Raw genomic sequence first — 12,709 nt, 5'->3', positions numbered from 1 at the left:
TCGTGCGTGCCTTTAGACCGTGCGGGAGACCCGGACCGTAACGGTCCGAGACACCGAAATCTGCGCCTAGCCGTCTTCGGCGGTGGTCTGCAGCATTCGACACACCCGACCGCGTGGGTCGGTGGTAGCTCCCAGGTTAGTTTTATCGTGATCGGCACACAGAAACCGGAGAAACGGTGCCTACGATCCAGCAGCTGGTCCGAAAGGGCCGGCAGGACAAGGTCGAGAAGAACAAGACGCCCGCGCTCGAGGGTTCGCCCCAGCGTCGTGGCGTCTGCACGCGTGTTTTCACGACCACCCCGAAGAAGCCGAACTCGGCGCTCCGTAAGGTCGCGCGTGTGCGTCTGACCTCCGGCATCGAGGTCACCGCTTACATTCCGGGTGAGGGTCACAACCTGCAGGAGCACTCGATCGTGCTCGTGCGCGGTGGCCGTGTGAAGGACCTGCCGGGTGTTCGCTACAAGATCATCCGCGGCTCCCTCGACACGCAGGGCGTCAAGAACCGTAAGCAGGCTCGCAGCCGCTACGGCGCCAAGAAGGAGAAGTAAGAATGCCTCGTAAGGGCCCCGCCCCGAAGCGCCCGGTCATCATCGACCCGGTCTACGGTTCTCCTCTTGTCACCTCCCTGATCAACAAGATCCTGCTGCACGGAAAGCGCTCCACCGCCGAGCGCATCGTGTACGGCGCCATGGAGGGTCTGCGCGAGAAGACCGGTAACGACCCGGTCATCACCCTCAAGCGCGCCCTCGAGAACGTCAAGCCGGCTCTTGAGGTCAAGTCCCGCCGTGTCGGTGGCGCCACCTACCAGGTGCCGGTCGAGGTCCGTCCGGGCCGCGCCTCCACCCTCGCGCTCCGCTGGGTCGTGGGTTACTCCCGCGCCCGTCGCGAGAAGACGATGACCGAGCGCCTCATGAACGAGCTCCTGGACGCCTCCAACGGTCTGGGCGCTGCGGTCAAGAAGCGTGAGGACACGCACAAGATGGCCGAGTCCAACAAGGCCTTCGCGCACTACCGCTGGTAGTCGCTACCCCCATCGAGAACCGAGAGAAGACTGAGCCATATGGCCACCACTTCGCTTGACCTGGCCAAGGTCCGCAACATCGGGATCATGGCCCACATCGACGCGGGCAAGACGACCACCACCGAGCGGATCCTGTTCTACACCGGTGTTTCTTACAAGATCGGTGAAGTCCACGACGGCGCTGCCACGATGGACTGGATGGAGCAGGAGCAGGAGCGCGGCATCACGATCACGTCTGCCGCGACGACCTGCCACTGGCCGCTGAACGACGTCGACCACACCATCAACATCATCGACACCCCGGGCCACGTCGACTTCACCGTCGAGGTGGAGCGTTCGCTGCGCGTCCTCGACGGTGCCGTGACGGTGTTCGACGGCGTCGCCGGTGTTGAGCCGCAGTCCGAGACCGTGTGGCGTCAGGCGGACCGCTACGGCGTTCCGCGTATCTGCTTCGTCAACAAGCTCGACCGCACCGGTGCCGAGTTCCACCGCTGCGTCGACATGATCGTCGACCGCCTCGGTGCGGTTCCGCTGGTCATGCAGCTGCCGATCGGCACCGAGGCCGACTTCAAGGGCGTGGTCGACCTCGTCCAGATGAAGGCGCTGGTCTGGTCCGCCGAGGCCGCCAAGGGCGAGATGTACGACGTCGTCGACATCCCGGACACCCACACCGAGGCTGCCGAGGAATGGCGCGGCAAGCTCCTCGAGGGTGTCGCCGAGCACGACGACGCCATGATGGAGCTCTTCCTCGAGGGCCAGGAGCCCACCGAGGAGCAGCTGATGGCGGCCATCCGCCGCATCACGCTGGCCTCCCGTGGCAGCGCCGACTCCGTCACCGTCACCCCGGTGTTCTGTGGCACCGCGTTCAAGAACAAGGGCGTTCAGCCCCTGCTCGACGCGGTCGTGCGCTACCTGCCGTCGCCGCTGGACATCGAGGCTGTTGAGGGCCACGCCGTCAACAACCCCGACGAGGTCGTCAAGCGCAAGCCGTCCGACGACGAGCCGTTCGCGGGTCTTGCGTTCAAGATCATGAGCGACCCGCACCTCGGCAAGCTCACCTTCGTCCGGGTTTACTCGGGCCGCATGGAGACCGGCACCCAGGTGCAGAACTCCGTGAAGGGCAAGAAGGAGCGCATCGGCAAGATCTACCGGATGCACGCGAACAAGCGTGAGGAGATCGAGTCGGTGGGTGCCGGTGACATCGTCGCCGTCATGGGTCTGAAGCAGACCACCACCGGTGAGACCCTCTGCGACTCGTCGAAGCCGGTCATCCTCGAGTCCATGGACTTCCCGGCCCCGGTGATCCAGGTCGCCATCGAGCCGAAGTCCAAGGGCGACCAGGAGAAGCTGGGTGTCGCCATCCAGCGTCTCGCCGAGGAGGACCCGTCCTTCCAGGTCCACACGGACGAGGAGACGGGCCAGACCATCATCGCGGGTATGGGCGAGCTGCACCTCGACGTGCTGGTCGACCGTATGCGCCGTGAGTTCCGCGTCGAGGCGAACGTCGGCAAGCCGCAGGTCGCGTACCGCGAGACGATCCGCAAGGCCGTCGAGCGCATCGACTACACGCACAAGAAGCAGACTGGTGGTTCCGGCCAGTTCGCCAAGGTGCAGATGGCCATCGAGCCCCTCGAGGGCGATGGCTACGAGTTCGAGAACAAGGTCACCGGTGGCCGTATCCCGCGGGAGTACATCCCGTCCGTGGACGCGGGTTGCCAGGAGGCCATGGAGTTCGGCGTGCTGGCCGGCTACCCGCTGACCGGCGTGAAGGTGACGCTGCTCGACGGCGCCTACCACGACGTCGACTCGTCCGAACTCGCCTTCAAGATCGCCGGTTCCATGGCGTTCAAGGAGGGTGCTCGCAAGGCGTCCCCGGCTCTTCTCGAGCCGATGATGTCCGTCGAGGTCACCACCCCCGAGGACTACATGGGCGATGTGATCGGTGACATCAACTCCCGCCGTGGCCAGATTCAGGCCATGGAGGACCGTCACGGCGCCAAGCTCGTCAAGGGCCTGGTTCCGCTGTCGGAGATGTTCGGCTACGTCGGAGACCTCCGCAGCAAGACCTCGGGTCGCGCAAGCTACTCGATGCAGTTCGACTCCTACGCCGAGGTTCCGCGGAACGTCGCCGAGGAGATCATCGCGAAGGCCAAGGGCGAGTAACCGCGTCCCTGCACGCAAAGCTCACGCTTTAGGCTTTACACCGACTGTCGGGGCATTCCGCTGCGTACCGTAAGGAACGTGTTCCTTTCGATGCGTGGCGGCTGCCCCGGCGGACGGCACCCCAGCAAAGATCACCTGGCGCCGATGAGTAAGGCGTACAGAACCACTCCGTAGGAGGACCCAGTGGCGAAGGCGAAGTTCGAGCGGACTAAGCCGCACGTCAACATCGGCACCATCGGTCACGTCGACCACGGTAAGACCACTCTTACCGCGGCGATCACCAAGGTGCTGCACGACGCGTACCCGGACCTGAACCCCTTCACGCCGTTCGACGAGATCGACAAGGCGCCCGAAGAGCGTCAGCGCGGTATCACGATCTCGATCGCTCACGTTGAGTACCAGACCGAGTCGCGTCACTACGCCCACGTCGACTGCCCCGGTCACGCGGACTACATCAAGAACATGATCACCGGTGCCGCCCAGATGGACGGCGCGATCCTCGTGGTCGCCGCGACCGACGGTCCGATGCCGCAGACCAAGGAGCACGTGCTCCTGGCCCGCCAGTCCGGCGTTCCGTACATCGTTGTCGCCCTGAACAAGGCCGACATGGTGGACGACGAGGAGATCCTGGAGCTCGTCGAGCTCGAGGTTCGTGAGCTCCTCAACGAGTACGAGTTCAACGGCGACGACGCTCCGGTCGTGCAGGTCTCGGCGCTCAAGGCGCTCGAGGGCGACAAGGAGTGGGGCGAGAAGCTCCTCGGCCTGATGAAGGCCGTCGACGAGCACATCCCGCAGCCCGAGCGTGACGTCGACAAGCCGTTCCTGATGCCGATCGAGGACGTCTTCACGATCACCGGTCGTGGCACCGTCGTCACCGGTCGTATCGAGCGTGGTGTCCTGAAGGTCAACGAGACCGTCGACATCATCGGCATCAAGACCGAGAAGACCACCACCACGGTCACCGGCATCGAGATGTTCCGCAAGCTGCTCGACGAGGGCCAGGCCGGTGAGAACGTCGGTCTGCTCCTCCGTGGCATCAAGCGCGAGGACGTCGAGCGCGGCCAGTGCATCATCAAGCCGGGTTCGGTCACGCCGCACACCGAGTTCGAGGCCACGGCGTACATCCTGTCGAAGGACGAGGGTGGCCGTCACACCCCGTTCTTCAACAACTACCGTCCGCAGTTCTACTTCCGTACGACTGACGTGACCGGTGTTGTGACCCTCAAGGAGGGCACGGAGATGGTCATGCCCGGCGACAACGCCGAGATGTCCGTCTCCCTGATCCAGCCCGTCGCCATGGAGGAGGGCCTGCGCTTCACCATCCGTGAGGGCGGCCGCACCGTCGGCGCCGGCCAGGTCACCAAGATCAACAAGTAAGTCTTCTTGCTTGCAGGTCTGACCCAGACGGTCCGAAAGGGCCCGCACATCTTCGGATGTGCGGGCCCTTTTGCCTTTCCCCGCGCTTACTGCTGGTACGGCAGGATCTGCCGCAGCAGGCCCTTGGGGTGGCCGCGGCGGCGCCACTCGCGCGGGTAGCCGATCGAGACCTCCTCGAAGCGCACGCCGTCGTACCAGGTGGTGCGGGGGATGTGCAGGTGTCCGTAGACGACGGCCGCGGTGTTGAAGCGCCGGTGCCAGTCGCGGGTCAGCACCGTGCCGCACCACTGGGCGAACTCGGGGTACGTCAGGACGTCCGTGGGTTCGCGCACCAGTGGCCAGTGGTTGATCAGGACCAGGGGCACGGACGGGTCGTGCGCGGCGAGGCGGGCCTCGGTGGCCGCCACCCGGGCGCGGCACCAGTCGTCGGCGGCCGGGTAGGGGTCCGGGTGCAGCAGGTACTCGTCCGTGCACACCACGCCCACCGCGTGGGCCTGCTCCAGGGACTCCCGCTTGGTGGCCGCGGTCGGGGTGCGGAAGGTGTAGTCGTAGAGCGTGAACAGCGGGGCGACCGCCACGGGCCCGCCCTCGCCCTCCCACACCGGGTAGGGGTCCTCGGGCGTCACCACGCCGAGGCCGCGGCAGAGCTCCACCAGGTGCTGGTAGCGCTCCTGGCCGCGCAGCGAAACGGGATCGGACGGGGGCGTCCACAGCTCGTGGTTGCCCGGGGCCCAGATCACCTTGGCGAAGCGGGAGGCGAGCAGCTTCAGGGCCCGCTCGACGTCCGAGATCTCCTCGGCGACGTCACCGGCCACGATGAGCCAGTCCTCGTCCGTGACGGGCCGCAGGGACTCCATGATCGGTACGTTGTCGGCCATGCTGATGTGCAGGTCGCTGACGGCGAGGAGCCGCCGGCCGGGTTGGGGTGATCCGGGAATCGTCGACGGCATCGCAGCAACGTAGCAAGGGTGCCCGGGCACGGCAACGATCTACGTCACGGCGGGAAATCGCTCGTACCGGGGAAAGGCGCCGCCCCCGGAGGGTGAATTCCGGGGGCGGTCGTGGGCCCGCGCCTCAGCCGTTCTGCGGGCGCCAGACCCAGGGGCTCGCGTCCGTTCCCATGGCGACCACGCACAGCTGGTGGCCCGCGTCGGTGAGCACCGCGGCGGTGCCCACGGCGACCTGGTCGGGGGCGGTCGTGGGCGAGGCGTCGCCGGATGCGGCGTCCACCACCTGGAGCTTCCCGTCGACGGCCCGGCCGAGGACGATCACGGTGTCGTTGCCGCCGCGCGCGGGCAGCGTGTGGGCGTCGAGCGGGCCGTACCCCGCGAACTCCTTGAGCTCGGTGCTCGCCACGTCCTCGGAGCCGGGCTTGAAGCGGTGGACGACCGGCTGGACGGCCTCAGGGGTGCGGTAGACGACCGCGAGACGCCCGTCGGGGTCCAGGGTGGCACCGGGGAGCCCGCCGGGCTGCGGGAGGCCCTTGAGGGGCATCGCGCGGACCGGCTTGTCCGGGGCGTCCTGGCTCCAGTGGTGCACGGTGTCCCGGCCGGTGCCGAAGACGTGCACCCGCTTGTCCTGGTCCAGGACCACCGTCAGGCCGTCCTGGATCTCCTGGCCGTGCAGGCTCTGCCACTTCCCCCACTTGCCGTCGGCCTCGCGGACGCGGCTGGAGACGCCCTTGCCGGCGTTGCGGACGAAGAGGTGCACCCGGCCGTCCGGGGTGGCGATCGCCGCGGGCATGCCCACGCGGCGGCCGCGGTCGGGCTTGTGCTCGGGGTTGCCGAGCGGCTTCCAGTCCTTGAAGGCGCCGTCCGGGGAGCCCTGCTCCAGGACCACGATCTCGCGGGTGTCCGGCCGCCCCTGGCCCGCCAGCGCGGAGAACCGCAGGGCGAACAGCAGCCGGCGCCCGGCCGTGTCCTTGACGGAGGCCAGGGCGGGGGCGAGGGGGCCGCCGCCGAGGTTCTGCGGCTCGCCCCAGCGGCCGCTCCCGGCCGAGGTCTCCTGCCAGCGCACGGCCTGGGTGCCGAGCACGCCGTACGCCTCCAGGCGGCCCGACCTGTCCGTGTCGGGGGCCGTCGTGGCGCCCTCGTAGCGGTAGTGGGTGGAGCGGATCCAGCCCTTGCGGTTCTTGATCGGGCGGTCGCCGCCCTGGCCGTAGTCGCCGCAGCCCGCGGGGTTGCCGCACTCCCACTTGGGGTCGCCGCCGTACGCCTCGACCAGGCGGTGCTTCTGCTCCACGACCTCGGGCGGCAGGTTGTGCGGCCAGCGCTGGTTGTAATAGCCACGGAAGGACGTGGTCACGAAGCGCGGGGGGTGCCCGTCGCGCTTGGTGGCGTCGGCCACCCACTGCGACATCGCCTTCCAGGTGAAGAGCGCGGTCGGCGTGTGGTCGCGGTGGTCGGAGCAGGCGCCGTAGTCGTTGTCCTTGGGGTGCGTGGCGTCGTGGACCTGGTAGTCGGGGTCCGGATCCATCGTGTGGATCACGGACGGCTTGAACCGGTCCATGATCGTGGCCAGCGTGTCCACCAGCGTGCCGTGGCCGTACTTGCTGACGGTGGTGCACGGCGAGCCCGTGGCGACCAGGCTCTGCATCTCGCCGTCCGGGCGCTCCCACAGCAGCGGCAGGCGCATGTCGTGGGCGGAGAGCATGGCGATGTTGAGGAAGATCAGCTGGGCCCGGCGGTTGCCGTTGGCCAGCTCGTCGGTCTCCGCCTTGACGCCGTTGCCGAGGTCCAGCACGGACTTCTTCCAGCCCGTGAACTTGTCGAGACCCAGCATCTCCGCGTACGCCTGGCGGAGCCCCTGGTGCCGGGCCGAGGAGTAGGCGGCCTTGTCGGGCTTGCCCTTGGGCATGCCCTCGATCCAGTTCTGGCCGACGGCCTCGCCCGCCGTCACATAGACCGACACGACCGGCACCCCGGACTGCACGATGTGCTGGGCGTCGGGGTTCATGAAGAACAGGTCGTCGTCGGGGTGCGCCATGACCTGCAGCAGCAGCGGGCTCTTCACACTGTTGAACGACTGCGTGGCATGGGGATCCACGGCCCTTATGGGGCTGGGGGAGGCCTTGGGCTTGTGGCCGCCGTCCCCGCCGCCGCTGCACCCCGCGGCCACCGCCACCGTGGTGGCGGCCAGGCCCGCGAGCGCGGTCCGGCGGGATATCACCATGCGCTGTGAGGTGTTCAACTAAGTGACTCCGTCTCGTTGTGCAGCACGCAGTCCCCGGCTGCCCCAGCGTGTTAGGGGACGTGATGGGGATCGCGCGGGTTGCTCAAGACCACGGCAAACCACGGCAAAGGCGGGTAAGGCCAGGAGGCCCGGGGGGCCGACGCGGCGTGCGGGTCGGACGGCCTCCGGCGGGCGGCCTGGGCCTACGCGACCATAGTGTCCCGTATGTCGGCGGGGTGGTTTGACAACTGAGCCGGTCGGGGTACCTTCTTCGGCTGCGATTGGCGCCCCTTCGGGCGCGTATGGCACACTGTTCAGGTTGCTCGGTTGTGAGCTGATGCTTGCGCGCCTCCCGCCGGGAGGACTGGAAGCGAGTCCCGCAGTACTCGTCACCCCTTTTGAGGGGTGGAAGTACGGGAATCTTCCGGGAAGCGCCAGCGCGGCCCCGGCCAGGCGCTCGGTGGGTGCCCTTCCCCCACAACCCCCTTCACCGGGAATTTCCTTATGGGAAATTTTCAGGAGGGGGCGCGACACGCCCGACCGCGTGGGTCGGAGAAGGGCGGCGTTCCGCAAGGGTCGCAGCACACCGGGTCCCAGAGCGTTACGAGAGACAGGACTACGAAGTAGCCATGGCGGGACAGAAGATCCGCATCCGGCTCAAGGCCTACGACCACGAGGTCATCGACTCCTCGGCGAAGAAGATCGTCGAGACGGTGACCCGCACTGGTGCGTCGGTCGCAGGCCCGGTGCCGCTGCCCACTGAGAAGAACGTGTACTGCGTCATCAAGTCGCCGCACAAGTACAAGGACTCGCGCGAGCACTTCGAGATGCGCACGCACAAGCGCCTCATCGACATCCTCGACCCCACGCCGAAGACGGTTGACTCGCTCATGCGCCTCGACCTGCCGGCGGGCGTCGACATCGAGATCAAGCTCTGAGGTGACGCGCGAGATGGCAAAGAACATTAAGGGCGTCCTGGGCGAGAAGCTCGGCATGACCCAGGTCTGGGACGAGAACAACCGGGTCGTCCCGGTGACCGTCGTCAAGGCCGGGCCCTGTGTCGTCACCCAGGTCCGCACCAACGACCGCGACGGCTACGAGTCGGTCCAGATCGCCTTCGGCGAGATCGACCCGCGCAAGGTGAACAAGCCCCTCAAGGGTCACTTCGCCAAGGCCGACGTCACCCCGCGCCGCCACCTGGTGGAGCTGCGTACCGCTGACGCCAGCGAGTACACGCTCGGCCAGGAGATCACCGCTGCCGTGTTCGAGTCGGGCGTCAAGGTCGACGTCACCGGCAAGAGCAAGGGCAAGGGCTTCGCCGGTGTCATGAAGCGTCACAACTTCAAGGGCCTCGGCGCCGGTCACGGCACCCAGCGCAAGCACCGCTCGCCCGGTTCCATCGGTGGCTGCGCCACCCCGGGCCGCGTGTTCAAGGGCCTCCGCATGGCGGGCCGCATGGGCAACGAGCGGGTCACCACCCAGAACCTGACCGTCCACGCCGTTGACGCGGAGAAGGGCCTGCTCCTGATCAAGGGCGCGGTTCCTGGTCCGAACGGCGGCCTCGTCCTGGTCCGTACCGCGGCCAAGGGGGCCTGAGGTAACGATGAGCACCATTGACATCCTTTCGCCGGCAGGCGACAAGGCCGGGACCGTCGAGCTCCCCACGGAGATCTTCGACGCGAAGGTCAGCATTCCGCTGATCCACCAGGTCGTTGTCGCGCAGCTGGCCGCGGCCCGTCAGGGCACGCACAAGACCAAGACCCGCGGCGAGGTCCGAGGCGGCGGCAAGAAGCCGTACCGCCAGAAGGGCACCGGTCGCGCCCGTCAGGGTTCGACCCGCGCGCCGCAGTTCGCCGGTGGTGGCGTCGTGCACGGTCCCGTGCCGCGTGACTACTCGCAGCGGACCCCGAAGAAGATGAAGGCCGCCGCCCTGCGCGGTGCCCTCACCGACCGGGCGCGCCACTCCCGCATCCACGTCGTCTCCGGCGTGGTCGAGGGCGAGGTCTCCACGAAGGCCGCCAAGACGCTGTTCGGCAAGATCTCGGAGCGCAAGAACCTGCTCCTGGTCGTCGACCGCGCCGACGAGGCCGCGTGGCTGTCCGCCCGCAACCTGCCCCAGGTCCACATCCTGGAGCCGGGCCAGCTGAACACGTACGACGTGCTCGTCTCGGACGACGTGGTCTTCACCAAGGCCGCTTTCGAGTCCTTCGTGGCCGCGAAGACGGCCGGCGAGCTCGAAGGGAGCGACGCCTGATGAGTGAGGCGACTGTCGCCGTGGTCACCAGCAAGACCTACACGGACCCCCGTGACATCCTGGTCAAGCCGGTGGTTTCGGAGAAGAGCTACGCGCTTCTCGACGAGAACAAGTACACGTTCATCGTCGACCCGCGCGCGAACAAGACCCAGATCAAGCAGGCCGTCGAGGCGGTCTTCTCGGTCAAGGTCACCGGGGTCAACACGATCAACCGTCAGGGTAAGCGCAAGCGCACCAAGACCGGTTTCGGCAAGCGCGCCAACACCAAGCGCGCCATCGTGACCCTCGCCGAGGGCGACCGAATCGACATCTTCGGCGGCCCGGTCTCCTAACGGAGTCCGAGTCGTCCGGAATCGGACGAGGACTGAGAAATGGGTATCCGCAAGTACAAGCCGACGACCCCGGGCCGTCGTGGCTCCAGCGTCGCCGACTTTGTCGAGATCACGCGGTCCACGCCGGAGAAGTCGCTGGTCCGCCCGCTGCACAGCAAGGGCGGCCGTAACAACGCCGGTCGTGTGACCGTTCGCCACCAGGGTGGTGGCCACAAGCGCGCCTACCGCGTGATCGACTTCCGTCGTCACGACAAGGACGGCGTGCCGGCCAAGGTCGCTCACATCGAGTACGACCCGAACCGCACCGCGCGCATCGCGCTGCTGCACTACGCAGACGGCGAGAAGCGCTACATCATCGCCCCCGCGAAGCTCCAGCAGGGTGACCGGATCGAGAACGGCCCCACGGCCGACATCAAGCCGGGCAACAACCTGCCGCTGCGCAACATCCCGGTCGGTACGACGATCCACGCGATCGAGCTCCGCCCCGGTGGTGGCGCCAAGTTCGCCCGCTCTGCCGGTTCTTCCGTGCAGCTGCTGGCGAAGGAGGGCCAGTACGCCCACCTGCGCATGCCGTCCGGTGAGGTCCGCCTGGTCGACGTCCGCTGCCGCGCCACCGTCGGCGAGGTCGGCAACGCCGAGCAGTCGAACATCAACTGGGGCAAGGCCGGCCGTATGCGCTGGAAGGGCGTTCGCCCGACCGTGCGTGGTGTGGCGATGAACCCGGTCGACCACCCGCACGGTGGTGGTGAGGGTAAGACCTCCGGTGGTCGCCACCCGGTCTCCCCGTGGGGTCAGAAGGAGGGTCGTACTCGTTCTCCCAAGAAGGCGAGCAACAAGTACATCGTCCGCCGCCGCAAGACGAACAAGAAGCGCTAGGAGCGGGTTTAGATGCCGCGTAGTCTCAAGAAGGGGCCCTTCGTCGACGACCACCTCATCAAGAAGGTGGACGCCCAGAACGAAGCCGGCACCAAGAACGTCATCAAGACCTGGTCCCGTCGCTCCATGATCGTGCCGGCCATGCTCGGCCACACGCTCGCGGTGCACAACGGCAAGACGCACGTCCCGGTGTTCGTCACCGAGTCGATGGTCGGCCACAAGCTCGGCGAGTTCTCGCCGACCCGCACCTTCCGCGGCCACGTCAAGGACGACCGCAAGTCGAAGCGCCGCTAGGCGGGGTGTGAACGACTATGACTGACACCGAAGGGACAACCATGGAAGCCAGGGCCCAGGCGCGGTACATCCGCGTCACGCCCATGAAGGCCCGCCGCGTGGTGGACCTCATCCGTGGCATGGATGCCACGGAGGCTCAGGCGGTCCTGCGTTTTGCCCCGCAGGCCGCGAGCGTGCCGGTTGGCAAGGTGCTGGACAGCGCCATCGCCAACGCTGCACACAACTACGACCACACCGACGCCTCTTCGCTGGTCATCAGCGAGGCGTACGTCGACGAGGGCCCGACCCTGAAGCGGTTCCGTCCGCGCGCCCAGGGCCGTGCCTACCGGATCCGCAAGCGGACCAGCCACATCACCGTGGTCGTCAGCAGCAAGGAAGGAACCCGGTAATGGGCCAGAAGGTTAACCCGCACGGGTTCCGGCTCGGCATCACCACGGACTTCAAGTCCCGTTGGTACGCCGACAAGCTGTACAAGGACTACGTCAAGGAAGACGTTGCCATTCGTCGCATGATGACGAAGGGCATGGAGCGCGCCGGTATCTCGAAGGTTGAGATCGAGCGCACCCGCGACCGCGTCCGCGTCGACATCCACACCGCTCGTCCGGGCATCGTCATCGGCCGCCGCGGCGCCGAGGCCGACCGTATCCGCGGCGAGCTGGAGAAGCTGACCGGCAAGCAGGTCCAGCTGAACATCCTCGAGGTCAAGAACCCCGAGGTGGACGCTCAGCTGGTGGCCCAGGCCGTCGCCGAGCAGCTGTCCTCCCGCGTCTCCTTCCGTCGCGCCATGCGTAAGAGCATGCAGTCGACGATGAAGGCCGGCGCCAAGGGCATCAAGATCCAGTGCGGTGGCCGTCTCGGCGGCGCCGAGATGTCCCGCTCGGAGTTCTACCGCGAGGGCCGCGTGCCCCTGCACACGCTCCGCGCGAACGTCGACTACGGCTTCTTCGAGGCCAAGACCACCTTCGGCCGCATCGGCGTGAAGGTCTGGATCTACAAGGGCGACGTCAAGAACATCGCCGAGGTCCGCGCCGAGAACGCCGCCGCGCGTGCGGGCAACCGCCCGTCCCGCGGTGGCGCCCAGGACCGCCCGGCCCGTGGTGGCCGTGGTGGCGAGCGTGGCGGCCGCGGCCGCAAGCCGCAGCAGAACGCCGGCGCCGAGGCCCCCAAGGCCGAGGCCGCTGCCGCTGCTCCGGCTGAGTCCACCGGAACGGAGGCCTGACC

The 12,709-nt window shown here is 67.4% G+C and carries 14 protein-coding genes; 12 read left to right on the top strand and 2 right to left on the bottom strand.

Annotated elements, in window-relative coordinates; all coding sequences use genetic code 11:
• Positions 1–176: 176 nt before the first annotated feature.
• The 4 genes from rpsL (at position 177) to tuf (ending at position 4,561) form a co-directional block, all read left to right on the top strand.
• Positions 177–548, top strand: coding sequence for a 30S ribosomal protein S12 (rpsL, locus tag DXZ73_RS20355; protein ID WP_003948652.1), 372 nt, complete (start codon positions 177–179; stop codon positions 546–548).
• Between the two features lie 2 nt (positions 549–550).
• Complete coding sequence (rpsG, locus tag DXZ73_RS20350; RefSeq protein WP_030368420.1) at positions 551–1,021, top strand: 30S ribosomal protein S7; 471 nt, start codon at positions 551–553, stop codon at positions 1,019–1,021.
• A 39-nt stretch (positions 1,022–1,060) separates the two neighbouring features.
• A complete protein-coding gene (gene fusA / locus DXZ73_RS20345) occupies positions 1,061–3,184 on the top strand; it encodes an elongation factor G (RefSeq protein ID WP_116212460.1) in 2,124 nt (707 codons plus the stop codon).
• A gap of 183 nt (positions 3,185–3,367) precedes the next feature.
• A complete protein-coding gene (gene tuf, locus DXZ73_RS20340) occupies positions 3,368–4,561 on the top strand; it encodes an elongation factor Tu (protein WP_116212458.1) in 1,194 nt (397 codons plus the stop codon).
• Between the two features lie 86 nt (positions 4,562–4,647).
• Here tuf and DXZ73_RS20335 read toward each other — a convergent pair whose 3' ends face one another.
• Both DXZ73_RS20335 and DXZ73_RS20330 read right to left on the bottom strand, forming a co-directional pair.
• Positions 4,648–5,511, bottom strand: a complete 864-nt coding sequence (locus DXZ73_RS20335; protein ID WP_116212456.1) for a metallophosphoesterase family protein — start codon at positions 5,509–5,511, stop codon at positions 4,648–4,650.
• Between the two features lie 124 nt (positions 5,512–5,635).
• Complete coding sequence (locus tag DXZ73_RS20330; protein ID WP_338059130.1) at positions 5,636–7,750, bottom strand: PIG-L family deacetylase; 2,115 nt, start codon at positions 7,748–7,750, stop codon at positions 5,636–5,638.
• A gap of 611 nt (positions 7,751–8,361) precedes the next feature.
• On the opposite strand from DXZ73_RS20330, the gene rpsJ reads away from it, so the two are divergent.
• From rpsJ to rpsC, 8 genes are read left to right on the top strand one after another with little or no spacing between them, the layout of a single operon-like run.
• Positions 8,362–8,670, top strand: a complete 309-nt coding sequence (rpsJ, locus tag DXZ73_RS20325) for a 30S ribosomal protein S10 (protein WP_003948644.1) — start codon at positions 8,362–8,364, stop codon at positions 8,668–8,670.
• A 13-nt stretch (positions 8,671–8,683) separates the two neighbouring features.
• Positions 8,684–9,328, top strand: coding sequence for a 50S ribosomal protein L3 (gene rplC, locus DXZ73_RS20320; protein WP_116215731.1), 645 nt, complete (start codon positions 8,684–8,686; stop codon positions 9,326–9,328).
• Between the two features lie 7 nt (positions 9,329–9,335).
• The gene (rplD, locus tag DXZ73_RS20315; RefSeq protein ID WP_116212452.1) at positions 9,336–9,986 is read left to right on the top strand and encodes a 50S ribosomal protein L4; all 651 of its coding nucleotides are present in this window, start codon (positions 9,336–9,338) and stop codon (positions 9,984–9,986) included.
• On the top strand, positions 9,986–10,318 hold the full coding sequence (rplW, locus tag DXZ73_RS20310) for a 50S ribosomal protein L23 (protein WP_116212450.1): 333 nt from the start codon (positions 9,986–9,988) through the stop codon (positions 10,316–10,318). The genes rplD and rplW overlap by 1 nt, the downstream gene beginning before the upstream one ends.
• A 39-nt stretch (positions 10,319–10,357) precedes the next feature.
• A complete protein-coding gene (gene rplB, locus DXZ73_RS20305; RefSeq protein WP_116212448.1) occupies positions 10,358–11,194 on the top strand; it encodes a 50S ribosomal protein L2 in 837 nt (278 codons plus the stop codon).
• 12 nt (positions 11,195–11,206) lie between these two features.
• Positions 11,207–11,488, top strand: coding sequence for a 30S ribosomal protein S19 (rpsS, locus tag DXZ73_RS20300; protein WP_030368412.1), 282 nt, complete (start codon positions 11,207–11,209; stop codon positions 11,486–11,488).
• A 41-nt stretch (positions 11,489–11,529) separates the two neighbouring features.
• Positions 11,530–11,877: a 50S ribosomal protein L22 gene (gene rplV / locus DXZ73_RS20295; RefSeq protein WP_004571827.1), complete on the top strand. Its 348-nt coding sequence runs from the start codon at positions 11,530–11,532 to the stop codon at positions 11,875–11,877.
• On the top strand, positions 11,877–12,707 hold the full coding sequence (gene rpsC / locus DXZ73_RS20290) for a 30S ribosomal protein S3 (protein ID WP_116212446.1): 831 nt from the start codon (positions 11,877–11,879) through the stop codon (positions 12,705–12,707). Before rplV ends, rpsC begins: the two co-directional genes overlap by 1 nt.
• Positions 12,708–12,709 lie beyond the last annotated feature (2 nt).

The organism is Streptoverticillium olivoreticuli subsp. olivoreticuli, assembly GCF_003391135.1.
Lineage (GTDB): Bacteria > Actinomycetota > Actinomycetes > Streptomycetales > Streptomycetaceae > Streptomyces > Streptomyces blastmyceticus.
The sequence above is the reverse complement of the archived record's forward strand: the minus strand, read 5'-3'. Positions and strand labels throughout refer to the sequence as shown.

What these genes read in the sequence shown, in the direction of transcription:
- rpsG (WP_030368420.1), top strand. Translation starts at nt 551, where the DNA reads ATGCCTCGTAAGGGCCCCGCCCCGAAGCGCCCGGTCATCATCGACCCG.
- rplW (WP_116212450.1), top strand. Translation starts at nt 9,986, where the DNA reads ATGAGTGAGGCGACTGTCGCCGTGGTCACCAGCAAGACCTACACGGAC.
- rplD (WP_116212452.1), top strand. Translation starts at nt 9,336, where the DNA reads ATGAGCACCATTGACATCCTTTCGCCGGCAGGCGACAAGGCCGGGACC.
- rplC (WP_116215731.1), top strand. Translation starts at nt 8,684, where the DNA reads ATGGCAAAGAACATTAAGGGCGTCCTGGGCGAGAAGCTCGGCATGACC.
- fusA (WP_116212460.1), top strand. Translation starts at nt 1,061, where the DNA reads ATGGCCACCACTTCGCTTGACCTGGCCAAGGTCCGCAACATCGGGATC.
- rpsC (WP_116212446.1), top strand. Translation starts at nt 11,877, where the DNA reads ATGGGCCAGAAGGTTAACCCGCACGGGTTCCGGCTCGGCATCACCACG.
- rplB (WP_116212448.1), top strand. Translation starts at nt 10,358, where the DNA reads ATGGGTATCCGCAAGTACAAGCCGACGACCCCGGGCCGTCGTGGCTCC.
- rpsS (WP_030368412.1), top strand. Translation starts at nt 11,207, where the DNA reads ATGCCGCGTAGTCTCAAGAAGGGGCCCTTCGTCGACGACCACCTCATC.
- rpsJ (WP_003948644.1), top strand. Translation starts at nt 8,362, where the DNA reads ATGGCGGGACAGAAGATCCGCATCCGGCTCAAGGCCTACGACCACGAG.
- DXZ73_RS20335 (WP_116212456.1), bottom strand. Translation starts at nt 5,511, where the DNA reads ATGCCGTCGACGATTCCCGGATCACCCCAACCCGGCCGGCGGCTCCTC.
- rplV (WP_004571827.1), top strand. Translation starts at nt 11,530, where the DNA reads ATGGAAGCCAGGGCCCAGGCGCGGTACATCCGCGTCACGCCCATGAAG.